Annotated in this window: 18 protein-coding genes and 1 pseudogene; 9 read left to right on the top strand and 10 right to left on the bottom strand. The window is 66.1% G+C overall.

The features are described 5' to 3' along the window. Together ACFKCF_RS60295 and ACFKCF_RS60290 are read right to left on the bottom strand one after the other, a co-directional pair. On the bottom strand, positions 1 to 1,085 hold a 1,085-nt coding region (locus ACFKCF_RS60295), incomplete at its 3' end, for an ALF repeat-containing protein (protein ID WP_394506353.1). Positions 1,086 to 1,139: 54 nt separating this feature from the next. Continuing rightward, complete coding sequence (locus ACFKCF_RS60290; protein ID WP_394506351.1) at positions 1,140 to 3,509, bottom strand: S1 family peptidase; 2,370 nt, start codon at positions 3,507 to 3,509, stop codon at positions 1,140 to 1,142. A 164-nt stretch (positions 3,510 to 3,673) separates the two neighbouring features. Here ACFKCF_RS60290 and ACFKCF_RS60285 point away from each other — a divergent pair, with 164 nt between their 5' ends. After that, positions 3,674 to 3,985, top strand: a complete 312-nt coding sequence (locus ACFKCF_RS60285) for a hypothetical protein (protein ID WP_394506349.1) — start codon at positions 3,674 to 3,676, stop codon at positions 3,983 to 3,985. A 165-nt stretch (positions 3,986 to 4,150) separates the two neighbouring features. Here ACFKCF_RS60285 and ACFKCF_RS60280 read toward each other — a convergent pair whose 3' ends face one another. Both ACFKCF_RS60280 and ACFKCF_RS60275 read right to left on the bottom strand, forming a co-directional pair. Then, on the bottom strand, positions 4,151 to 5,392 hold the full coding sequence (locus tag ACFKCF_RS60280; RefSeq protein ID WP_394506347.1) for a hypothetical protein: 1,242 nt from the start codon (positions 5,390 to 5,392) through the stop codon (positions 4,151 to 4,153). A 305-nt stretch (positions 5,393 to 5,697) separates the two neighbouring features. Then, positions 5,698 to 5,928 (bottom strand): hypothetical protein, encoded by a 231-nt coding sequence (locus ACFKCF_RS60275; RefSeq protein ID WP_394506345.1) that lies wholly within the window; start codon positions 5,926 to 5,928, stop codon positions 5,698 to 5,700. Positions 5,929 to 6,549: 621 nt separating this feature from the next. On the opposite strand from ACFKCF_RS60275, the gene ACFKCF_RS60270 reads away from it, so the two are divergent. Beyond that, the gene (locus tag ACFKCF_RS60270) at positions 6,550 to 7,176 is read left to right on the top strand and encodes a ClpP family protease (protein WP_394506343.1); all 627 of its coding nucleotides are present in this window, start codon (positions 6,550 to 6,552) and stop codon (positions 7,174 to 7,176) included. Beyond that, complete coding sequence (locus ACFKCF_RS60265; protein WP_192787173.1) at positions 7,173 to 7,763, top strand: ClpP family protease; 591 nt, start codon at positions 7,173 to 7,175, stop codon at positions 7,761 to 7,763. The genes ACFKCF_RS60270 and ACFKCF_RS60265 overlap by 4 nt, the downstream gene beginning before the upstream one ends. Before the next feature lie 25 nt (positions 7,764 to 7,788). On the opposite strand, the gene ACFKCF_RS60260 is transcribed toward ACFKCF_RS60265, so the two are convergent. Further along, a complete protein-coding gene (locus ACFKCF_RS60260) occupies positions 7,789 to 8,163 on the bottom strand; it encodes a helix-turn-helix transcriptional regulator (protein ID WP_344990486.1) in 375 nt (124 codons plus the stop codon). 519 nt (positions 8,164 to 8,682) lie between these two features. Between ACFKCF_RS60260 and ACFKCF_RS60255 the strand changes: the two genes are divergently transcribed. Together ACFKCF_RS60255 and ACFKCF_RS60250 are read left to right on the top strand one after the other, a co-directional pair. Continuing rightward, on the top strand, positions 8,683 to 9,435 hold the full coding sequence (locus ACFKCF_RS60255) for a hypothetical protein (protein WP_394506342.1): 753 nt from the start codon (positions 8,683 to 8,685) through the stop codon (positions 9,433 to 9,435). Beyond that, the gene (locus tag ACFKCF_RS60250) at positions 9,326 to 9,946 is read left to right on the top strand and encodes a site-specific integrase (protein WP_394506340.1); all 621 of its coding nucleotides are present in this window, start codon (positions 9,326 to 9,328) and stop codon (positions 9,944 to 9,946) included. Before ACFKCF_RS60255 ends, ACFKCF_RS60250 begins: the two co-directional genes overlap by 110 nt. 243 nt (positions 9,947 to 10,189) lie before the next feature. On the opposite strand, the gene ACFKCF_RS60245 is transcribed toward ACFKCF_RS60250, so the two are convergent. Beyond that, positions 10,190 to 10,459, bottom strand: a complete 270-nt coding sequence (locus tag ACFKCF_RS60245) for a hypothetical protein (RefSeq protein ID WP_394506338.1) — start codon at positions 10,457 to 10,459, stop codon at positions 10,190 to 10,192. 47 nt (positions 10,460 to 10,506) lie between these two features. Further along, positions 10,507 to 16,704 (bottom strand): RHS repeat-associated core domain-containing protein, encoded by a 6,198-nt coding sequence (locus ACFKCF_RS60240; protein WP_394506336.1) that lies wholly within the window; start codon positions 16,702 to 16,704, stop codon positions 10,507 to 10,509. 130 nt (positions 16,705 to 16,834) lie between these two features. Between ACFKCF_RS60240 and ACFKCF_RS60235 the strand changes: the two genes are divergently transcribed. After that, positions 16,835 to 17,266, top strand: coding sequence for a hypothetical protein (locus ACFKCF_RS60235; protein ID WP_394506334.1), 432 nt, complete (start codon positions 16,835 to 16,837; stop codon positions 17,264 to 17,266). A 412-nt stretch (positions 17,267 to 17,678) separates the two neighbouring features. Here ACFKCF_RS60235 and ACFKCF_RS60230 read toward each other — a convergent pair whose 3' ends face one another. The 3 genes from ACFKCF_RS60230 to ACFKCF_RS60220 all read right to left on the bottom strand — a co-directional run bounded on the left by ACFKCF_RS60230 (position 17,679) and on the right by ACFKCF_RS60220 (position 19,795). After that, on the bottom strand, positions 17,679 to 18,476 hold the full coding sequence (locus tag ACFKCF_RS60230) for a transposase family protein (RefSeq protein WP_394506355.1): 798 nt from the start codon (positions 18,474 to 18,476) through the stop codon (positions 17,679 to 17,681). A 208-nt stretch (positions 18,477 to 18,684) separates the two neighbouring features. Continuing rightward, positions 18,685 to 19,158 (bottom strand): hypothetical protein, encoded by a 474-nt coding sequence (locus tag ACFKCF_RS60225; protein ID WP_394506333.1) that lies wholly within the window; start codon positions 19,156 to 19,158, stop codon positions 18,685 to 18,687. A 7-nt stretch (positions 19,159 to 19,165) separates the two neighbouring features. Then, complete coding sequence (locus ACFKCF_RS60220) at positions 19,166 to 19,795, bottom strand: hypothetical protein (protein ID WP_394506332.1); 630 nt, start codon at positions 19,793 to 19,795, stop codon at positions 19,166 to 19,168. Between the two features lie 739 nt (positions 19,796 to 20,534). Between ACFKCF_RS60220 and ACFKCF_RS60215 the strand changes: the two genes are divergently transcribed. From ACFKCF_RS60215 to ACFKCF_RS60205, 3 genes and pseudogenes are all read left to right on the top strand, one after another. After that, positions 20,535 to 21,116, top strand: coding sequence for a hypothetical protein (locus ACFKCF_RS60215; protein WP_394506331.1), 582 nt, complete (start codon positions 20,535 to 20,537; stop codon positions 21,114 to 21,116). Between the two features lie 51 nt (positions 21,117 to 21,167). Further along, positions 21,168 to 21,635 (top strand): integrase core domain-containing protein, encoded by a 468-nt coding sequence (locus tag ACFKCF_RS60210; RefSeq protein ID WP_394506329.1) that lies wholly within the window; start codon positions 21,168 to 21,170, stop codon positions 21,633 to 21,635. A gap of 30 nt (positions 21,636 to 21,665) precedes the next feature. Next, positions 21,666 to 22,048: pseudogene (locus ACFKCF_RS60205) on the top strand (transposase); the annotation flags it as partial. Positions 22,049 to 22,967: the final 919 nt, after the last annotated feature.

Below are 22,967 nucleotides of genomic sequence, written 5' to 3'. Positions count from 1 at the left end.
GTCGCGTCCGCCCAGGCCTCATCCGACTTCGTGTGCGCCCGCGCCGCCGCGGTCGCCGCGCGTGCGGCGGCCCCTGAGGCTGCGCGCGCGGCCGTCGCCGCTGTCCGCGCGGCCTGTACGGCGACCCGGGACGCGGCCGCGGCGCGGTCGGCGGCCTCAGCAGCGCGTTGGGCCTGACGCTTGGCCTCCGCCGACTCCTGCCCGGCCAGCGAGGCGAGGCGTTGCGCCTCTTCGGCGTCGCTCTTGGCCGCCGCGGCCTCTGCTTTCGCACGCTCGGCCTGCGCGACCGCGGAGACCGTCTCGAACGCCGCGCGGCGGGTCGCCTCCGCGGCGCTCGCCCGGAGATCGTTCAAGGTCTGGGCCTCGTTGTCCCGGGCCTGGGCCACCCCCCAGTCGATCTGGGCGAAACGCTCCAGCATCTCCTGGCTGCCGTCCTGGAGCGCCCGGTTCGCCGCGGCCTGCACCTGCGGCCCTCCTTCGGACATCGCCCGGTTGACGACCACGCGCAGGTCCATCCGGTACGGCACCCGCCAGCCCGAGTCGACGAACTTCCCCAGGTCCGCACGCGATCCGTTGCGCAGCACCGCGTTCGCGGCAGCCTTGACCTCCGGTCCGCCGGCCGCCTTCATCTTGTTCACGCTGGCGCGCAGGTCGATCTCCCGGGCGGTCTCCCAGCCACCGTCGAGGAACTTCGCCACGGCGCCGGGGTCGTCCGAGACCAGGGCGGCATTGGCGGCGGCGGCCACCTCAGGCTCGCCCTGGGACTTGATGCGGCCGACCTGCTCACGATCGTCCTGCGCCACGAGCCGGGGAAGCTCGGCGAGCAGGGCACAGACCGCCGCTCTGTCCCCGAGCAGCGCCCTCTCGGCGGCCGGACGCACGTTCACGCCGCCCGTCACCCACGCTTCCAGAACCACCTGACGTTCGCATACCGGTGCTGGGGGCGGGTCCGCCGCCGCCTTTGCCTCGGTGATGGGGCTGCCTGCGAGAAGCAGCGAGAGCACGGTGCCGATGACCCCCGCCGTCCTGCCACCACGTAACGCTCGAATCCTATTCACTTCCACCATTTCCGTCGATGTGGTCAATGAACGAGCTGAACGGCCGGCCGGAGCTCACGCGCCCGACCGGCCGTTCAGTACTCAGCTGACGACCCGCAGTTCCAGGAGGGTCTCGCTACAGTTCTCGGGATAATCGGGGTGGCCCGCGTCACAGGTGGTGGTATCCGAGCGTCCGAACTGCTCGCTCTCGTCCCGTTCGACGCGCTTGGTCCGCTCCGTTCCGGTCTCCACGTTGACGACTGTCGCGTCCACGTCATGGCCGGCGCCCGGCGAGCGGCTGTCTCCTTGAACCTCGAAGACGTTCGGGATCCGGAGCTTCACCCATCCCGTGGGCGCGAGGACCTTGAAGCACACCGCCATCACACCCAGGTGCGGCTCACCGACCACGGGCTGGCCGTTCAGCAGGCCCGGGAACACCTTGAGCACGCCGACCCCGTTCTGCGGGGACGAGCTGCACGAGACCCAGATGATCCCGCCGTTCCCGGAGATCAGCTCGAAGTTCTTCTCCTCGGCCTTTTCCGTACCCCAATCGGTCTGGCCGGAGGTGCCCGCGTATTCGTGCGGGAAGTGCGCGGGGTAGGCGAATCGCTCCACGATGGAGTCCGGGCCGATGACGGGCGTCACGGTGACCGGAACCACCCGTACCGGCGGAAGAGCCCGTCCCGCGAAGTAGGCGATCTGGTCGCCCGGACGGTAGGCGAACAGATGGCTCTGCCCGCCCGTACTCCTGAAGTCGAAGGCGATGATGCGGTCCTTCGCCAGCTCAAGGTCGTAGCCACCGATGCCCGTCGAGCTGTGGAACACCGCTGTGAACGAATTGCCCGCGCCGTGCTTCAGGATCCAGGCTGTCTTCCCGCCCGGACGGTAGAGCAGCAGATGATCCAGCTTCCCCGTATGTTCGTAGTCGTAGGCGATGATCTGGTCCGCCGTGCTCTTCAGGTCATAGCCACCGATGCCGGCCGCACTGTTGAAGACGGCCCTGAACGTGTTGCCCGCGCCATGCTCTAGCACCCAGGCCGTCTCCCCGCCCGGACGGTAGAGCACCAGGTGATCCGGCTTCCCCGAACCCGTGTAGTCAAAGGCGATGATCCGGTCCTTGACATCCTTCAGGTTGTATCCGCCGATCCCACCGTCGGCCGTGGCGAAGACCGTCGTGAACGTGGCATTGCCGTTGTGCCGGAGAATGCGGGCCATACCGGTCCCCGGCCGGTACAACAGCAGATGATCCAGCTTCCCCGAATGCTCGTAGTCGAAGGCGATGATCTGGTCCTCGGCGCTCTCCAGGTCATATTCGCCGATGCCGGCCGAGCTGTGGAAAACGGCTTTGAACGTGTTGCCCGCACCGTGCTCGAGAATCCAGGCCGTATGCCCGCCCGGACGGTAGAGCAGCAGATGGTCCAGCTTTCCCGAACCCGTGTAGTCGAAGGCGATGATGCGGTCCCGGTTGTCCTTCAGGTCATAGCCGCCGATACCAGTGGTCGAGGAGAAGACCGGGGCGTAGGTGCCGTCCGTCCCCCTCTTGACGATGAAGACGATCTGCGAGCCCGGACGGTAGAGCAGCAGGTGATCCAGCTTTCCCGAATGGTCGTAATCGAAGGCCACCGCCTGATCACGGTTGTCCTTCAGGTCATAGCCGCCGATGCCGGTCACGCCGCCGCCGTACTGTGCGAAGGACGTGGTGGGCTCGATCGCGACCGTGCGGATCCAGCTCGCCAGGTCGTCCACCCGCGCCGCATCTCCCCCGCGCGCCCCGTCGCCGGCCGCGCCCAGGCAGCCTCCCTGGCCCGCGCCGGAGCTGAGCCCGACGAGCTCCGCGCTGCCCCCGCTCATGCGCAGCACCGGCGCGCCCGCGTCCCCCTGACAGGCGCTCACGTCACTGCCGTTCGCCCCGGTCCAGCCGAACGAGCCGGCGTCCACGGCCCCGGCCACGACCGGCGCGGCATGCACCCGGTTGGGCGCCCACTGCTCAGCCGTTCGTCCATAGCCCACGACCTGCAGCGCGTCCCCCGCGGCAGGAACGGCGGAGCCGACCACGGCAGGTGTGATGCCGACTGCCCGCAGCGCCAGCTTGACCAGCACGACGTCCCGGTCGCGGTGCGGGTGGATCCATTCCACGGGCAGCACCCGCCCGCTCGTACCGGACAGATCCGTCCTGCCGACCGTCACCGTCGTCGCCGTCTTCGGCGCTCCGCTCGTGACGGACTGCCCTTGGGAGGCGAAACAACTGGTGGCGGTGATCACCCATTGCGGGCTGACGAGGGCTCCGGTGCAGCTTTGCGTCTCGCCGACGTTCACCTTCGCCACGAAACCGTACGTACCGTCGGCCACCGGGCCGCCGCCCTTGACGGCCTGGGCCGGCGTCGCCCCTGCCCAGAGCACTGCGGAGGAGGCGACCATCAGGAGGGAGAGGGTCGTGATGTGTAAGGACCGAATGATCCGCTGGAGGTTCACGGCACGATTGTGAAGATCAGGCCATCCGCTAACCAGGGCGCTACCCGGGCATCAACCGGGCATTTGCCCGACGAGCTTCTGGACACTCTGTATCGCTTCTCTGGCCTCCCGGTGTTGACGTGTAAGACGGAGAAGACAACCACGGATTGGGGGGTAGGCGATTCATGCCGGCCGCAAACGATGTCGCCAGCGTGATCATCGATCGCAACGGGGCCCGGCTCGACGCCATGTCGCTGCAGAGGCCGTTGTACTACATGCAGGCATGCCATATGGCGATCACCGGCGAACCACTCTTTGAGAGCAGGTCAAAGCCTGCAAGGACCGCCCGGCCATCGCGCGATGGCACCCTGGCCGGGCACTTCCTGGGTCGCAACACATTCACCCCTGCACCAGGTGATCGGCGCGTTCGACTTGCGGCCGCGCGGTTCACCTGGAGCATCGGCTCGCACCGTTTCAAGGCGGCCGGCTCGGTGTAGCGCTTTCGGCTGCCCGGCCGAAGTGCAGCCCCGCCAGATGCTGGGGGGCCAGCGGATCGCAGCTCGTGCAAGGCGTCATGCAGGGCCTCATCGGGCAGCCGGTGCCCGGCTTGGCCCGTGCCGCAGACCGACAGATACGCGAACTCGGCCCCCCGCGGCAGCCGGCTACCGGCAGCGGGTACGCGGTCGGCCCAGGACGGCGACCAGGCGGTCGAGCAGGGCGGGGTCGTTGGGCAGCGCGCCGTGCTCCACGCCGGGATTGTCCGTCAGGCTGAAGTGATGGCAGTGCATGGCCCGCCAGGCCAGGATGGCGTTGTTGGTGATGTCCTCCTGGTTACCGTCGCCGTCGCGCCGCAGGAAGCCACCGGGGTTGGCGATCTGGCCGGTGGACAGGTTCGCCAGCCGGGCCCCGACGACCGTGGGCAGGCCGGAACCCTTCTCCCCGTAGACGTCCACGTCAGGGTACGACCTCGGATCGGCGAACCGGACGAACCCGATGTAGTACGCGGCGATCTTCCCGGCCGTCTGCAGCCCCGCGTCGGCGAACAGGCGCCGATAGTCGCGAGGCGTGTAGGAGCGGCCCGTTGAGGACTCGCGGATGACGACCTCACGGTCGCCGAAGACCGCCGGGTCTGCCGCGCTCATGTAGGTCGAGGGGGCGCTCTGGTACATCCGCGCGCTGCTCCGCGCGTTCTGCCTGGTCGTGGGGTAGCCGAAGTCCTGGATGTTCTGCCCGGTGAACATCAGGGAGTACATCAGGCCCTGCCCCGGCATGTTGCCCGCGATCGGGGTGAAGCCGTGGATGTAGCGGGCTCGCCATGCCTGGCTGGTGTGGGTGAGCAGGTATTGGGCATACAGCGGCCCGTTGGAGTGGCCGACCAGGTGCACCGGCCGCTCGCCGTTGTCACGGTAGGTGTCCTCGATGAGCCGGCGGGTGCGCTCGAAGAAGCCGCCCATGTCGGGGGTGAGCCGGGCGTCGTACCCGGCGACCCGGATGTCCCGGTCGCGGACGTACCCGGTGGTCTCCAGCCTGCGGTAGAGAGCCTCGTAGTACGGTGCGCTGTCCGTGCGGCCGTAGTCCATGATTTCGACGGTGACGCCCGGTTGCTCGGCGAAGCGCCGCGGCATCGGCAGCGACGGATCGTCGCGGTAGCGCAGGGTGAGCAGCCGGTCTCGGCAGACCTGGCTGAACCTGCTCGGCTGGTCGTTGCGGAACCAGTCCTGGAAGGTGCCAGAGCGCGGGCAGCCCGGCGCCGTGGTCTGGTCGCGTACGGTCGCCTTGAGCTTGGTGAAATGGAACGCGGGGAACAGCACGACCGGGGGTTTCTCCCGCGCCGGAGACCCGGGCGGGCCGGGCTGGCCCGCGGTCAGCCCCAGCGGGACCAGCGCGGCCAGCGCACCGTGCATCCAGCGACCGTCAAACATGGCCATCCCTCTCAGCCACCCAATGTTCCAAGCGGTCGTTACCCACGATCACTTTCTGTGATACCTGCTGGTCGGAGGGGTGGCCAGGACCGCTCGATCGGCCCAGCTGGGCTTCGGCCGGACGACCTGACGCCGCAGCACAGCCAGCTCATGCCGGAGCACCATGATTTCCATGTCTTTGGACGCTTGACCACGTCCCAGGAGCATCAGCAAGCCGAACAACTGGATCATGAGCAGACAGAGGAAACGGAGAGGCACGGGAACTGATCCTGCCCCGAGCCGCCACCTCAGGTCGATCCGCAGGTCAAGCACCCTGCGACGGATTCTGAAGCGGTACAGGCCAGCGCCTCCGGCAGCGCGCCGCGGGCGATCTCGGCGGGAACGCCCTTGTTGGCGCCGGGCCCGCCGCCGGGCACCACGATGAGGTCGGCCAGCTCGGGTGCCCCGCCGTTCTCGACCTCGACCGTCGTCCCGTTGGACAGGTGCACCGTGCCCGGCCCGTCGACGCGTCTCTGCACCAGCGGGCGCGACCATCGGCTCCTCACCGGAATGGGGAGACGTACGGAGGGCATTCGCCGAGCTGACGGCTACGCCGCCGGAGGCGTGATCTCCACCGCCGACGACCTCAGCGCCTTTCACCGGGAGCGCTGGACACGTACGAATTGCTGACGAAGGAGGAACTAGAGGAGCTCAACGCCGGCCGGCCGCCCGCGGATCCCCGCTACCCACCCTCGATGTGTGCGAGAGCCAGGGTGAGTGCAAGGCCGTCAAGAGCAGCTCGCCCGGCTCCACCACCCCCACCTTCGGCTCGCGGGACAGGGCGGGTCCAGCTCGTCATGTCCCTCACCCTGGCCAGCGCCCACCGCGATCCCGCCATCGACCCGCTCGCCTCCAGGACGGGGGACGCCATCCTCTGCCCCGATTAGTGACTGGCGACACTCGATCCGCTGTCCATGCCGAGCGAATGCTCAGGTGCCCATCCGGAAACCGGCTCCTGACCAGATGCGCCCTGAAGCCGACCCGAGTGTCCTGCGGAGCGTGACCATATGCCCCTGCTCAGGAGGTCACGCTGCTCAGAGCAGATCTGCCGCAGGCGGATCGTGTCGACGCCGATGGGAATCGCCTCACATGATGGACGCATGAGCGAAGAATCTAAACTTCCCCTGTTCAACCAGCGGATGAGACGCGAGCTTTACGAGCAGCGTGTTCTCGTTCTCGACGGCCCTCTCGACGACGACAACGGGACACTGCTGGCCACGCAACTGATAGCACTCGCCACCCAGGACGCGTCGACCGATATCGCATTGTGGATTCACTCCCCGGGCGGCTCGGTCCCCTCGATGCTGGCGATTCGCGACGTCATTCGCCTCATTCCCTGTGACGTATCGACCCTCGTGCTGGGCATCGCTTACAGCGCCGGGCAATTCCTGCTGTCGTCGGGAGCCCGAGGCAAGCGCCGCGCCCTGCCGCACGCACGCGTCCTGATGCACCAGGGCTCGGCGGGAATCGGTGGCACCGCGGTCGACATCGAACTGCAGGCCGGCGACCTCCGGCATACTCGTGACACGGTGCTCGGTCTCATCGCCGAGGACACGGGCCAGCCCGTCGAGCGCATATTCGAGGATTCTCTGCACGATCGTTGGTACACAGCGCAGGAGGCGCTCGACTACGGTTTCATAGATGCGATCGTGCAGACCTTCGACGAAGTCGCGCCGCACAATCGCCCGCGGCCCGGATTCGGCGTCACCGAAGGAGTCGGCAAGTGACCACATATACGATACCGAACGTCATCGCGCAGAATCCCCGTGGCGAGCGGATCATGGATGTCTACTCGCACCTGCTCACCGAGCGAATCGTTTATCTGGGCACCGCGATCGACGCGGGCGTCGCCAACGCGCTCATCGCGCAGCTGATTTTTCTGGAGTCGGACAACCCCGATGCCGAAATACAGTTCTATATCAACTGCGAAGGCGGGGACCCGAGTGCGATGCTCGCGATATACGACACCATGCGCCATATCCGCCCGCGGGTTTCGACAACCTGCGTCGGACAAGCCGTCGCGGTCGGTGCCGTCCTTCTCGCCGCGGGCGCCGAGGGAAAACGTGCCGCTCTCCCCCACGCACGCGTGATCCTGCACCAACCAGCCGCTCAGGGGCGCGGAACGATCCCCGACCTCATCTTGCAGGCCGACGAGGTTGTACGGGTCCGGGCAGACATCGAGCGCATCCTGTCACGGCACACCGGCCAGACGATCGAGACCCTACGCGCCGATACCGATCACGATCGCGTGTTCACCGCGACCGCGGCCTTGGAGTACGGGCTCCTCGATCAGATCATCGAGGAGCACTCATAGGCCCGAGAACAACCCCGGCAAGCCGCTAAGCGGCCAGAGCATACGCCGCCGAGCAGACAGCGCCCCTCGACCCGCTGGGCTGAGCAGACCGCAAACTCTCTGCGACAGCAAGGGTCAGATCGACCAGGGTCACATCCAGCGCGCCGGCGACCGCGGCGATCATTTCACTCGACGGCTCTTTGACGCCTCTTTCCATCTCGGAGAGATATTGCGGCGAGACTCCGGCGCGACCCGCCGTCTCACTCAACTTCTCGCCCCGCTGTTGACGAAGGTCCCTCAGGCACTCACCGAGCACCTGCCGCCACAGCGGCTCGCGAGCCGGAGAGGGCTTGAGGGCGGTCCGATCGATAGCTGGACGTAGCGGCGAGATGGAAGATGGCTGCGGGATGGAGGAGGCCATACTCCACACCATAGGTAGACAGCGCGGTCGAGTTCCGCCGGCTTCGCGCAGAGCGGAACCAGTCCCTGCCTCCTCCGTTCGGCCTCAGGCGCACCTGCGCGCTCACCACGGGGTCACCGCGGCGGCGAGCGCTCGGGTGACGTTGGTGGCCAGCCACACGAGCAGGGCGCGCACCGTACTCGGCGCAGCGAGATCAGGCGGGTCGGGTTGCCGGCGATGTGGGCTTGGGCCGGTCGTCTGGGTGGTTCGCAGCGGTGAGGTCCGGGTGGCCGTCGCACAGGGCGTGGCCTGCCTGGGCCAGCCGAGCACGGCGCCGCTGGTGTAAGGCGGCAAGCCCCTCCCACACCCGGCAGACCCTCGTCACAGTCCTGCATCCAGCGACGTGACGGCGCGTTCACGACGGGGCCGGTTCGTCGAGCCCCACGTATTTCGGCCACTCGCCCTGAGGTCGTCCCTGATCGAGTGCAAGTCCTAGCCGGCGCGTCTGTCGTCACACACCGTGGGGTGGAGGTGGGACAGATGGCGAAGACTCGTGTGCAGGTCAGCAGGCGATGCGGTTGTGTGGATGCGGCGACGGGACGTCAGCAAGGCGTGACGTGTCCGCGTCTGCCGGTGGACGACGATCACGGCAGCTGGTATTTCGCGGTCCAGGTACGCGGCCTGAACGGGCAGCGGCAGCGCGTCCGCCAGGGTGGTTATGCCGACCTCGAGGAAGCGCAGGCGGCAGGCCATGCCCTGGCCGTTGCCGACCGCGACGGCGCAGGGGCCGGATGCACGCTCGGGCAGTGGCTGGCACGCTGGCTGGCCAGCAAGGACGCTCTGCGTCCGTCGACCCGGCAAGGCTACGCCACACACATTCGTCTCTACCTCATCCCGCAGTTGGGAAGGATCCTGCTCCACCAACTCACCTCCCGCGACGTCAATGGACTGCTCGCGACGCTGGCGTCCCGTCCCTCGCCGACCGGGCGCCGACTGTCGCCCGCTACCGTGGTGCGGATCCACGCCACCTTGCGCACCGCGGTGAACGCCGCGGTCCGCGCCCGGCTGATCCAGGTCAACCCGGCCAACGGAGCCGAACTCCCCCATCCCCGCCGACCGCATCCGGCCTTTCTGGACCGTCGGGCGGACGGCCCGATGGCAGCAAACGGGAGAACGTCCGGCGGTGGCGGTCCGGACCGAACAACAACTCGCGACCTTCCTGACCGGCATCGCGCAGGACCGCCTGTACGCCGCCTGGCGGCTGGCCGCGCTGCGCGGTCTTCGTCGCGGTGAGCTGGCCGGGCTGCGCTGGACGGACGTCGACCTGCAGGCCGCGGAGCTGACGGTGGCGCAGCAGCGCGTGCACGCCGACGGCCAGGTCGTGACCGGGCCGCCGAAAAGCGCCGCCGGCTGCCGGGGGGTGGCTCTGGACGCGGAGACCGTGCGGGTGCTGACCCGGCACCGCGAGCGGCAAGAGGAGCTGAGCGCGACGGCGGGCACACGCTGGCGGGAGTCGGGATATGTGTTCACCACCGCGGACGGCGCGCCGCTGCGACCGGACTACCTCACCGGCCGATTCCGCCTGCTCGTGGCCGCCTCCGGACAACCGCCGATCCGGCTGCACGACCTGAGGCACGGCGCCGCCACCCTCGCGCTGGCCGCACGCACCGATCTGAAGGTGGTGCAGGCGATGCTGGGGCATGCCAGCATCGCGCTGACCGCCGACACCCGGTTATCTTTCCAGATCCTTACGGCGACTCTTTGCGATGTCCCTATTCTCAGGATGCGCCTTGGTGACCTCTAGCTCGTTGACGTAACCACTATTCGCCCATCTCGCGAATCGCGTGGCGGTGATTATTCCCGTTTTTTGGTCCATGGCCGCTCCGGAGAACGTACAGTAGGCGATTGCCGCGTCCATGTCGGTCATAGCACGGTTAAGGCCTGTTACGTGCTCTTTCAGGTTCGAGGGCGGCCAAGGGAGGGGATGTCAAGGATCACAACCCTCACCGCGACCGCCCGGGACGTGTTACCAAGCGTCGAGGCGTCTTCACGCCCCCCAAATCCAGAGGTACCGATGTGGGGCGTCATCCCCCAAGACGCACAACTTCCTGAGGAACGACAGATAGCGCCGCTGGTCCGCAGTGAGCCAGGCATCCGCGGCCAGCAAAGCGTCGATCTCGTCCAGCAGCGTCCGCATCTGCGCCCGGTTGAACATCGTGTCCCCGTAAGGATCGATATGGCCGAGCATGGGCTGCCCGGCTTTGGAGATCGCCGGACAGCTCAACACGTCGAGCGGGAAGTACTCCTCCTCCGACATGGCTTTCCTGAATTCGGACAGGAGTTGCACTCTTATACTAGCCATCGTCACACAGGATACATGGTGACCAGGCGGCCTTGCTTATCACGCACGACCGCGTATCTGGTGCTCAGTTTTCCTCCACTTCGCTTGGTGCGACCGATGATCCGGCCGGCGTCCACGTAGTAAATGATGGTGCCGTGGCTCTTCTGGTATTTGCCGATTCTCCCGGCGGTTCGTCTGGCGAGTTCGCCGAGGGCGTCCTCGTCCATCCCCTCGTCCCACACTCCATCGTCCCGCGCGCCGTAACTGTCGTGGCCGTGCCTGTCGAGTGCGTGGTCGACGCCATCCGCGTCGTCGGGACACGGTGTGTTGTGGACGAGTACGCTCGCCTTGCCCACCCCGACGTAGTACGTGGGGATGCCATCGACGCTCAGGTTGTGCACGCGCTGGGCGGCCGTCCGTTTCTCCACGGAGGAGACCTGAACCCACGTGCCATCACCCGTCCGCAGCCACGTGCCGGCGTGTAGTTGAGCGGCATACAGCCAAGCGCCGTCGACCGGCGACCAGAACGGGTGCTCGCTGGTGGCTGTGACCACGCCGCTCGCGTTCCCCTGGGAACCATCCGTATCGACGGTTATTTGTACGAGGTTCTTGGCGCCCTCACCGGCGATCAGTGCGGTGACGGGCTTGGCCTCGGTACGGCCCGACACCGGATCAGTGGCCAGCACCTCGTCGCCGACCTCGACATCCTCAATGGGCTTTTCCGTGCCGTCAGCCATTACGACCATAGTTCCCGGCACGAAGCTATTACGTTTTCCACAGGCGACCCGGACCGCTTTCTCTGCGGCCTCCCTGGCCCGTTCAGCTATCTTGAGTTTGTCCTTGGCCGCCAGCCAGTTCTTGAAGGCGCTGATGGCATCCCCGGCGTGTTTCCAGATGGCCTTGCCGAGTTCATAGGCCTTCTTCCACTTCCATGGCAGTGCGTACTTAGCGGCTAGTTTGGCAGCGAGCCCGCCGGCGAGTGAGCCGAGGATATTGAGCGCGGTCTCGCCACATGCGCTGAGATCGCCCGTCGTGAAACACTTGATGCCGGCGGTGATGCCGAGTTCGTCGGCGCAGATCTTCGCGATGGACATGACGGCGTTCAGCAGGGCCTGGAGTTGGCGATCGACGTCGGCCTGGGCGGCCTTGGCCGCGGCGTCCGCTTGCTGCTTGCGCTTGATCTTGCAGGCCGCACTCTTGGGCTTGGCGCAGGGGTCGGCCGGCCCCGCGTCGTCGATCACTTTCAGGCCTGTCGGGTCGGAAGCGCCGATGGGGTTGTTGCCCGCATACGCGTATGGGTTCGTCCACTGTGGTTTGGACAGATCAAGTAATGGATCGGTGGAGATGAACTTTGCCAGGGACGGGTCGTAGTAGCGGGCGGACAGGTAGTCCAGGCCGGTGGAGGCGTCCTCGGTCTTGCCGAGGAAGCCGCGCTCTGTGAATGGCAGGTCGTCATCACCGCGGCGCTGGCCAAAGGGCAGGTAGCGTTCGCGGGAGACCCGACCGGTTGCGTCATCTATGGCGAGCTGCGTGGAGCCGTGCAGGCCGGAGGCCAGCCATTTCAGGCCGGTGCCGGTGCGCATGGCGACGACCACGCCGTCAGGTCCGGAGTAGTAGCGAGTGGCCTTGACTCCGGCGGCGGAGGCCTGGACCTCCATAGCACCGAGATACAAGGTAGCGGTGCCGTCAGGGTCGCGTCGGATGAGCCGCTCGCCGTCGGCATCATAGATCATCGACGTTTCCTGGCCATCCACCGTGGCCTTGTCCATCTGGCCGAGGGCGTTCCAGGTGAAGGTGGCTTGCTTGCCTGCAACGGTGCGGGCGACGAGCTGACCGGCGTTGTCGTAGCCGTAGGTATCGGTGCGCCCCGGCCTGGTGACCGAGGTGACGGCGTTCGGGCGAACGGCCGAGGGGCCGGGCGTCGAGTAGCCATAGGTAGCGGTGATGCCGTTCTCGGTCAGACCGGTCAGGTTGCCGACGGCGTCGTGTGTGAAGGACTGGCTGTACGGGTCGACGCCCTGGCCGTCTGCGCCCGACGCGCAGGTCGAACTAGTGGTGGTATAGGCGGTACTGAGACGGTTCAGGCCATCGTAGGTGAAGCACTCCGACTGGCCAGGACTGGTGCCAGTGGCGGAGGAGGCGTCGAGGATGCTTGTGATGTCGCCGCGGACGTTGTAGCTGAAGCGGTCGTCCTGGGCGACCTGGGTGCCGGCGGTGGTGGTCAGCCGATCGAGCCAGCCGGTGCCCTCGTCCCAAGTGAAGGTGCGTTTGACCTGGGCGTTGGCGCCGTAGGTCCGCTCATTAAGCCGGGCGGTGGCCGAGTAGGAAGTGGCCTTCACGTATGTTGTGCCGCCCCCGTGGTCCGAGGTGAGGCTCTGCGGCAGGCCCAGGCCGGTGTAGCTCAGAGTGAGCTTCTCCGCCGCCAGGTCACCCTTGCCTGGCAAACCCTGTTCGATCAAGTGGTCGGACTCGTCATAGGCGGCGGTGAAAACGTACTCACCGGCCAGGGCACCTTCGACGTCGGGGATGGTCAGCTTGGTGGTGGTGGGGTGGTACGAGTTGTTGTACGCGGTGACTGCGTCGGCGTAGGCGTTGCCACCGACGTACCGGGTGGACGTGCTCGGGTACCCCTTGGCAACACCGTCGTACGTCCACTCGGCTAGCTTTGTGCCGGTTTGCGGCTCGCCGGACCACTGGCTGGTCTGCCGCCCGAGCTCGTCGTAGACGTTGGACACCTTGGCACCGTTACCGTCGATCGCCCACACCTGTCTGCCGGCCGCGTCGTAGCCGTAGGTGGAGTTGCCGGCGTCCGGATCGGTCGCCGCGGTGCGTCGGCTGAGCCAGTCATAGGTAAAGGTACGGACATTGCCGCTCGCATCAGTGATCTTGCTGAGGTTGCCTGCCGCGTTGTACTCGTAGGTGGTGTCGTGGTGAGTGGAAGCATCCTTCCACTCCTCCGTCTTGATCGTACGGTCGAAGGCATCAGAGACGGTGACGGTCTTACCACCGACCGGAGGCGTCACCTCAACTCGGTCCAGGCCCGGGTATGCGGTGGTGGTGCGCCGATATTCGGTGGCCTGGCGATAGTCGATGATCGCGGTTGGACGCTCCATGCTGTCGTAGACGGTCTTGGTCCACGACGGCAGCGTGGTCAGGGCGGGGTTCAGCAGGCCGCTGCCAGGCTCATCGCCATTGTGAGCAGGCTGGGAGGTGGCGGCCTTCAGGCCGCGCGCGTCGTAGGCGGTAACGGTGACGATCCGGCCGCCGGCCGGGGAGGCGCTTTGTTCCTCCCTGGTACGGCCGAGACCATCCTCGTAACTGTACGACGTGAGATAGGTCGTGCCGCGCAGAAGCCGGCGCATGGTGGTTTTGGCTGCGGCAATGGGCTGGCCGAGGTTGCCGTTGAAGGGGATGTCGTAGGCGACTGTGGCCGTTGGTGTGTTGCCGCTGCGCGGCTGATCGGGTTCCCACAGGGCGCTGGCGCGGCCGAGGGCGTCGTAGTCGATCTCAGTGGTCTTGTTGTTCGCGTCGATCAATTTGGCAGGCAGACCGTTGCGGTGGGAGGAGAAGGTGGTGACGGCGTGGCCGAGCGGGTTGGTGACCTTGACACCTTGGTACGGCCAGCCGACGGCGGGGGTGTAGGTCGTACTGGTGGCCTTGCCCATGGCGTCGGTGGCTGTCAGCGAGCGGCCGTAGTCGTCGAAGGTGTTCTTGGCTGTGGTAATGACAGTGCTGGCTCCGACATGGGAGCGGGTTTCGGTGATGTTGCCGTCGGACGGAGTGTTCGTCGCCGGGTCGGTGCCGCCGTCGTACAGGGTGATGGTCTTGCCGAGCACGGTGCCGCTGGTGCAGCTGTCGCCGGAGCGCTTCTCCACCGTCGAGGGCAGGGCTGTGATGCCGTTGGCCGGGTTGCGGGCGTAGGTGGTGCGCGTGCAGGTGTTGTCGGTGCTGACAGCCGTGTCGCCGTAGTCGTTGACCGTGGTCGGCTGGCCGTCGCCGTTGTAGGCGGTGCGCTGCTCGCTCCACCGCCAGGTGCCGCCGGTGACCTGCTCCCGGGTGCGTTCGCGGGTGCGGTGGACGAAGGCGGGGTCGAGGATGCCGGGGCCGGTGCCGGAGGAGGCGACCTGGTACTCATACCGGGTGGATTCGGCCTCGGTGTAGGTGCGCGGGTCGGTGGCCGTCAGTTTCCAGGTCTGTTCCTGTAACAGCTGGCCCTGCAGGGCGCGCGAGTCGGTGACGGTGTTGCCCTCGAAGTCGGTGATGGTGGCGCCGTCGATGCCGCGGTAGAAGGTGTCGGAGGTGACGGTGTAGCCGTTCGGGTCGGAGCCGGAGCCGCGGGTGGTGCGTACGGTGCCGTAGCCGCGCCAGTCGCTGCCGGATGGGACCAGGTCGGGCTGGGCGTACTCGATCCGGTCGCTCCAGCGCGGGCTGCCCAGGTAGTCGTAGCTGGTGACCATGTCCGGCGAGCCGCCGACCAGGTCACGCTCGACCACCTTCGTGGCCAGTTGTTTGAAGAAGCGGCCCCAGCTCTCGTAGCCGCTCTCCGGGTTCTCGTCGTAGAGGACCTTGTAGCAGTCTCCGGTCGCGTCGGACAGGTAGTTGGTGCCGTCGCGGCCCTTGCCACCGCCGCACGGGTCGGCCTGGCCGTAGGTGACCTCGATGCGGCCGCCCATGCCGTTGCCGATCCCGGTCACGCGGGGCACCATGCGCCAGGACAGTAAGTCGGTCCAGTCCGACATGGTGTCGTAGTCCATCCGCCCGGCCACCATGGCGGCGTCGAAGTCGACGGGCGGCAGTTTGGCGGGAGTGGTGCCGGCCAGGCCGGTCTGCTGGACGCTGTCCAGCCACAGCACCGGGTCGTAGGCGGGGCCGAAGTCGGTGCGGGTGTAGATCCACTGGTAGCGGAAGTCGAGCCGGGTGCCCGGCTCCCATGCGCCGGAGGCCGGGTTGCGGGACTCGGTGAGGACCGAGTCGAGCTTGCGGGTGGAGTAGAACGCGATCGCGTCGTTGGTGGTGCAGGTGGGGCCGCAGTTCAGGTCGGTCGGCACGTCCAGGCCGCCGCGGTCGGAGGTGGTGAACGTCATCCGCGCGGTCGGCGTGCTGCCGGTCACCTGGGTGTTGTGGCCGTAGCTGATCTGCTTGAGGAAGCCGCCCCGGTCGTACGGCAGCACCTTGTAGGTCTCATATTCGCAGCCGGGCATGCAGAAGTAGTTGGTCTCGCGTTCGTAGGTGTAGTCGATGACGTTCTCGTTGGCGTCGATCGACTGGTCCAGGTTCCACCGCCACACGCCCGCGCAGGTGGGCGGGATCATGTCGTTGAAGTACCGGTCAGAGCACGGCTCGCCCCGCTGGTTGCCGATGTACTGCAGCTGCCACTGGGCGTCCTTGGTGTAGCCGAAGCGGTGCACCTGCCCGTCGGAGGAGGTGACCTTCCAATACTCCAGCCCGTCGGCGGCGCCGGTCAGCTGCTCGATCTTCCAGCCGAAGTCCGGCACCGTCTTCCACGAGCCGCTGGTGCGGTCCTTGACGATGGAGGCGGAGCGGCCGGCCAGGTTCAGGACCAGCTCCGACTGCGTGTAGTCCTTGGTGACGTCGGTGGCCAGCTCGTCCGGCGACTCCCAGCACACCGCCGAAGCGTAGGGGCCGTTCTCGTCGGCGTACCAGATCAGCTCGGCGGTGTCGGGGTCGTACTCGTTCCGGGCCGTACAACGGCGGTACTTGCGCTCGATGAACCCGGCCGACAGGTTCCAGCCGATCCCGGTCACGCCGGACTGGTTGTTGGTCCAGTTGCCTTCACCGTCCACGGAGGAGGCGTCGTACTGCAGCGACAGGTTCGGCCCGTTGCCCACCGGCGACGGCGCCTCCGGCAGCGGGTAGTCATAGGAGAACCCGCCACCCGAGGTGCCCGCCTGCCAGGTACCCGACGGCTTCAGGTCAGTAGCACCGAAGTTGCCGTCCGGGCCCGTCATCCCGGCCGCCAGCACGTACACCGAGCCGGACGTGAACGCCTGCGCCGCGCGGGCGTCGGCCGCCTTGGTGTCCTTGCCGGTCTGGCTCTTCGACGGCGTCAGCGGGGCTGCCTTGCCGGACGCGGGGTCGGTGTCGATGTCGGCGGTCAGCGTGCCGGTCTTGATGTCGTTGTGCGCCTTCACCTGCTGCGGCCGCACCACGCAATCGCGCGGGCGCGGGGTCGTCAGCGCACACGCCGGCACACGGAGCACCTGCAGGCGGGTGGCGAAGTTGCCGCCGTAGGCGTCACGGAAGCCCGCGTACGAGAACTCCGCCCGCACCTTCCCGGCGCTCTGGCCGGTCAGCCGGGCGGCGAGGCCCACTCCGCCGAGCTTCCTTACGGTGTCGGCAGGCAGCGTCTCCACCTTCACCGTGCCGACGTCGGCGGCGCCCTTGACCTCGGAGATCCGGACCGGCAGCCCGCCCGCCGCGACCGCCTTCGCGCCAGGATCCACCTCAGCGGTACCCGGCTGCGGCCACACCGGCTCCTTACGCTCGACCTGCGGCTGGGACTCCTCCGCCCCCTTGGCCACCTTCTCCTTCGCCACCGGACGACCGTCCACCGACGTCTCCGGATCCGGCCCCTCCACCGACGCCGCCGCCGGAACCACGAGGTTGTCCGGCACCCCCAACCCGGAAATCAACACCGCCATCGCCACCGCGATGACCAGCACCATCGTCCGTAACCGCCGCCAGACCCGCATGTCGTCACCTCTTCAGGGCACGCTGACGCAGACCCTGGGTACAGGACCGCGTTGCGCCATAAGGACTTGATAAAGACGATCGTTCGGATCGTGATCGACGATCACCACACGGTCAATACCTACATACCGACAATGGGCACTACGGAATGTCGCTTTCGCGATTCACAGCGAGGCGAACTCCATGTCAACCGACGCATACGGAACAGCCATGCCGAACAGGGATCGCCTGTGTGATTTGCATCACATCTGTAGCGACCGCCGAGATGTAGAACATATGTAGAGCCATCCTATACACCTGCTAACGTCGGGCCCACCACGTCCCGGAATTGCCCGCCCGGACGCTCGTCTTTCGACAGTGGAAGCTTTAGCCACAACCACGCAGGCATGCCAAAGCTCCGTCATGCAACAGCATTGAATGCTTTTCATCCTCACACTGAGGTGATCTCAGCGAATTCCGGGTAGCCAGTTGTGCTCGAAATGAGTCAGGACAAGGGCTCTCGGGCGATGTCGCCGATTGCGCTGGGGCCGGCGGTGATGTGCTGAAGGATCGGCCAGCGGCCTTTGAGCAGGGCGAACCCGCGTTCCCCGAGACAGCGCAGGCCACGCAGGAGTTGGTTGTAGGTGCGATTGTCCGGGCTGAGGACCTGGTTTTCCTGGGGTTGCTTGATCGGGGCGTGAACGCCGATGCCCGCGCCGTCGTAGCCGCCGTCGGCCAGGGTGGGCAGGCGGCGGACGGCAGCGGCGTACAGCGCGCCCAGGACGTGCGTGCGGGCGGCGGTCAGATCGTGCACCGAGCCGGGTTCGACGTCGGAGATCCAGAGCGGAAGGCCGCTGGGCGCCGACAGTGCTTGCAGATTGCCGGCGTGCTGGTGGGCTTTGCCGGAGTACCAGGAATCGATCGGCTCGCCCTTGACGCTCAGGATCTGCTCGGCGCAGCGGTCGATGCCGATCAGGGTGCCGTCCAGGATTACACACGCCAGCTCGTCGGCTTGGGCGCGGTCAAGAGCCTCCTGAAGATCCGGGGCTTGAGCTGCGAGGACGTCGATTCCTTCGTCGATGTAGCGATAGGCGGTGGCCCGGGAGACACGATGATCGCGGCCGAGCTTGGGGATGTCGTGCTCGCGGCGGAACCAGCGCAGGATCATCACCGCCTGCCAGAACGGGGTCAGCGCTGGGCTGCCTTTGGGAGTGCCGCGCCGACGGCGTTCGGCGTGCAGCAGTCGGGCGACGTGGTGAACGAGTGCGCGGGAGACGTCGAGCGTGGCACGATGAGCAATCACGTGGAGCCTTCTGGCCGATGGGGATTCTTGTGGTGAGAACTCATCTACCGGAGGCTCCACGTCTGTCTCCGGCCTTCGACGACTTCTCCCAAAAGGCCCAGAACGCCACCACGGGCGTCCCAGAAATCCCAACTATCCCGAATTATTTCTCCGAGATCACCTCACTGACTCCCGAATCCGCGACAGATTTGGGAATCGCCTTTGAGGCTCAGCGCGTGACGCGCAAGGCCCACTCGACTGAGTCCGGAGCCTGGATTCGTACCGTCAGGGTCTCCCTCTGGCCGAGGTCGAGCCGGTTCATGATGGGGCTGATCAAGTTGTCGAGGCAGGTGAAGGGCATGTTATAGCCCGGCTCGAGGATGATCTCCGCCTTGCCCTCTCCCCGGCAGTTGAACAGCACCCAGAGCTCGTCCTTTCCGGGTGGGATGTCGCCGACGACCATGGACCCTTTTCTCGGCCCTGCCTTGAGGACGGTTTTCGTGCCCGCGTCCATGCCCGGCATGCGGAGCGGCGCGTGGTTGGGCGGTGGTGGTGTGGTCACTGCGGTCTCGGTCGGGACGGCCGACGAGGTAGTGCCTCGCCGGTCCGGCACCGGATTCACTGGAGGCGGAGCCGTGCAGGCCACCGCCAAGCCGATGATGGTGCAGGAAGCAAGGAGAGGCACTACCTGTCGGATTGTCATGTCGAGATCACCTTTGCTTGACGTACCAGCCGACCTGCCAGGGGGTCCACGCGGTCACGTGTCGCTGACGGCTTTGGCCGCAAACCTTGTAAATGCCGTTGGTCTTCTTGCGCCACACGCCGTACGTGGCGAGCGTCGTTTTGCGCGGCGGGGTCGGGACGGCGATCTGGTTCCCCAACGAGGCCGTCAGGCTTGCGGACAGGTTAACGCCCGCGGCCACTTCGGCGCCCGCGATGAGCCTGTCCACCTTCAGGCTGCCAGAGACGTTCCAGGAGATCGAGACGGTTCCAGACACCGTGGCGGTGAAGGTCGATGTGGCGGCGCGGGACGTTCCGTTGTGATTGGACTGCGTCGGGCCGACGGCCTTGTGGCTGTTGCTGTACGTGGAGACCCGGTAGGTGGCGTCTCCCGTCCGGCAGGCCATGGTCATCGAGGGAGGGGCCGCTTTGGCGGGGAAGATTTCCGTCTCGTTGTCGTATCCGACCACAACGTTGGGATTGTCCGGAAGCGGCTGAGGATCGTCGGCGAATGCCGGGGGTGCGCCCAGCATCGCGAACGGGCGATCAGAGTGGCCGGTAAGAGCGTGCGTTTCATGAACATAGCGGGTAGGCTCCCCTTGCATCGAATGGCGCTCCACGGGCGGGGATCGTTGGTCGCGGCACCCGTCCGTGCAGCTACTGGATTTTTGCCCGCTTTTCCGTCGGGCGCTGACAGTTACTCACGCCGACAAATGGCAATCAACCTCTTGCGCTGCGTCGATCCACGTGCTAGCGGCGCCCGCAAGGCCGGATTTCGGCCACGATTGCCAGCTCGACGGCGCGATTAACAGCCGTTTGCAGGTTTATCAAATGCCACTCCTGCCGATTTGTGGACGCCCGTTTACCGGTGCTCCATAACAAAAGCTCACACCATTGCCGGAATTAATCAGAAACGTCCCGTTTCTGGCTGTTGTGGGCTGGGTGTCCTTGACATCGATCCACGTGGCCATCTCCGGGAACGGACTCGACCTATGTCGTTCGCGCCCGATAGATGATGTCGTTGATGTTGGTATGCAAGATCTTCAGCGGGGTCGTGCTGATACGGACAATACGAAAGCGGGCTCTGGTGCCCTCAGATGGTGACCGAGGGGTCGAGTGAGTGGTGGTAATCGCAGTGGATCCCAGCGTACGAAAGCGCGCGTGCGGGAGCTCTGATCTAGGGTGCATTCGTGACCACTGATGCCGATCTCGGCGTCCTCTTCGAGGGCGGCCGCAATGTGTGGCTGTGCGCCTGCCGAAAATTTATCCACGCAGGTCACGGCCCTGCGAAGGCTTCGCGTCGCGGCGCGAACTCCGGCCACTCAGAAGATGGAACCAAGTGCGGCATGATGATCGGCCGTGCTCCTCCGCCTGGCCTACCTCACCATCACCAACACATTCGCTGCACTGCGGTTGCTGCCGATGAGCGATCGGGACAAGGACGTGGAGATTCTCGTCCTACGTCACCAGATCACCGTCCTTGAACGCCAACTCGGCGCTGACACCAGAGTGAGATTCGCACCCGAAGACCGGGCCCTTCTCGCCGCCCTCCTGACCTCGCTGCCCCGCGAGGTACTACGCCGGCTACGGCTCCTCATCCGACCCGACACCGTCCTGCGCTGGCACCGCGATTTGATGAAACGACGTCACGCTCGTACCTGCCGGCCGAAGCGGCCCGGGCGCCCGCCCATGGTCCGCTCCATCCGTGCCCCTATTCTGCGCCTGGTTCGGGAGAACCCCGGCTGGGGCTACCGGCGGGTCCACGGAGAGCTCACCACGCTCGGCATCAAGGTGGCACCGTCCACGGTATGGGAAATCCTCAAGCAGGAGGGGCTCGATCCAGCGCCCCAGCGGGCGTCCCCCAGCTGGGCCGACTTCCTGCGCTCGCAAGCCGACGCCCTACTGGCCTGCGATTTCCTCGAGACCATCACCCTGAACTGACAGCGCCAGTACATCCCGGCCGTCATCGAGCCCACCGCCAGGCGCATCCAGATGCTCGGCACCACCGCTCACCCGAGCGCCGACTGGGTCACCCAGGCGATCAGGAAGCTGGTGATGGATCTGGACGGTGCGGGCTGCCGGGCGCACTATCTGATCCGCGATCGGGATGGGAAGTTCCCCACCCTCATGGACGAGATCCTCGCCGAAGCCGGCATCAAAACCGTGCTCACCGGCATCCGGATGCCGCGCATGAACTCGATCATGGAGCGGTGGGTGCAGTCATGCCGCCATGAACTCCTCGACCGCTGCCTGCTCTGGAACGAACTCCACCTGCGGCACGCCCTACGCGAGTACGAACACTTCTACAACCAGCACCGAGCCCACCAAGCCCTGGGCCAAGCTGCTCCGCTAAGCACCATCCCTGATCCGATCACGAATCCGGAGCAAATCATCGACCTGAACATACGCCGACGAGACCGGCTCGGCGGCATCCTCCACGAGTACTCACATGCCGCTTGACCTGCATGGATGGAATTATCGGCAAGCACAGTGCTGATCGTTGATGAGACCGGCTTCGTCAAGAAGGGCGTCTGCTCGGCCGGGGTGCAGCGCCAATACAGCGGCACCGCGGGCCGGATCGAGCACTGCCAGATCGGGGTGTTTCTCGCCTATGCCACGCCGCGTGGCCGGGCGCTGCTGGGCCGGCGGCTTTACCTGCCCGAGCACACCTGGCTGGCCGAGTCCGACCGCTGCCGCGCCGCCGGAGTCCCGGACGAGATCGGCTTTGCCATCAAGCCTGCCCTGGCCACCCAGATGCTCCTGGCCGCTCTGGACGGGTGTGCAGGCGGCTTGGGTGAGCGGAGATGAGGTCTGGCCAGGACCCGCGCCTTCGCGATGCTCTGGAAGAGCGCCGGGTGGGATATGTGCTGGCCATCGCCGGGGACCGGCGCGTTGAACTGGAAGGCGTCCAGATGAGCGCGGCCGAGGTCCCGGGACTACTGGCGGATCGGCAACCTACGGACTAAAGGCTCAAAATACCGCCTACTACTAAACGGTATCTCATCGCATCGCCATGTCTGGAATTGCCACCTGAAGAAATGTCTACAAATTCCGTGCGGTGTCATGCCGTGCCGCATTCACGCGAGCAACAGTCGAGCAACTGCCCGTCAATGCGACGCTTGCGGTATCAATTTGGGTTGGATGCCCAGTTTGGCTCCATGGCGCCGCCGGACCGATCACGGCCATCGGCCACGGATCAAGCACTGGCCTTCAGCGGGATCTGCGAGAAACATGGCGTAGTGTGCGTTCGAGCTCAACGAGAGTTCACTCTTCTGAACAACACCACGGGCGTGTGATATCTTCTGTGAGGTTTGAGTCAACTGTAATGTTGTTTTAGAGAGGTCGTCGAGTCCTGTCTGCCGAGGAGTGAGGCCAGGGTGAGAACGTCACTGGACACGCAATCATGTGAGCTGCCGTCGGATCAAGGGACATCGCAGACGTGACAACCGGTCAGCGACGCAAGAATCGCCGACGAAAGTCGCGGACTATCCTTGCAGCTCTGCTCGTCGCTGTGGGAATTGGTGGTCTGGTTGCGTTAGGCCTGCCGCACCGATTGCCGGAATGGGCCAGCCTGGACAACGCCGACAAGGTCGCCAGCGTGGTCGGAGCCCTGCTGACTCTTGCCGGCCTGTTGCTCGCCTGGCGTCAGCCGCCTACCCCGGAGGAACAGGGCCCTTGCCCCCGATGTGTGGACACCTTGAGTACCGGATGATGGAGATCCGGAGACAAGGAGTTCCACGTGGCGATGAAGTCGTACCCGCCGGAGTTCAAGGCGGACGCCGTCGCGTTGTA

The sequence above is a fragment of the Nonomuraea sp. JJY05 genome, assembly GCF_043496855.1.
Taxonomy (GTDB): domain Bacteria; phylum Actinomycetota; class Actinomycetes; order Streptosporangiales; family Streptosporangiaceae; genus Nonomuraea.
Note: the sequence above shows the minus strand (reverse complement) of the source record. Positions and strands in the feature narration are given on the sequence as shown.

Bases quoted from the DNA above. Each gene is read 5' to 3' on its own strand.
- ACFKCF_RS60285 (WP_394506349.1), top strand. From the start codon at position 3,674: ATGCCGGCCGCAAACGATGTCGCCAGCGTGATCATCGATCGCAACGGG.
- ACFKCF_RS60280 (WP_394506347.1), bottom strand. From the start codon at position 5,392: ATGCACGGTGCGCTGGCCGCGCTGGTCCCGCTGGGGCTGACCGCGGGC.
- ACFKCF_RS60270 (WP_394506343.1), top strand. From the start codon at position 6,550: ATGAGCGAAGAATCTAAACTTCCCCTGTTCAACCAGCGGATGAGACGC.
- ACFKCF_RS60260 (WP_344990486.1), bottom strand. From the start codon at position 8,163: ATGGCCTCCTCCATCCCGCAGCCATCTTCCATCTCGCCGCTACGTCCA.
- ACFKCF_RS60255 (WP_394506342.1), top strand. From the start codon at position 8,683: ATGGCGAAGACTCGTGTGCAGGTCAGCAGGCGATGCGGTTGTGTGGAT.
- ACFKCF_RS60245 (WP_394506338.1), bottom strand. From the start codon at position 10,459: ATGTCGGAGGAGGAGTACTTCCCGCTCGACGTGTTGAGCTGTCCGGCG.
- ACFKCF_RS60225 (WP_394506333.1), bottom strand. From the start codon at position 19,158: ATGACAATCCGACAGGTAGTGCCTCTCCTTGCTTCCTGCACCATCATC.
- ACFKCF_RS60210 (WP_394506329.1), top strand. From the start codon at position 21,168: ATGCTCGGCACCACCGCTCACCCGAGCGCCGACTGGGTCACCCAGGCG.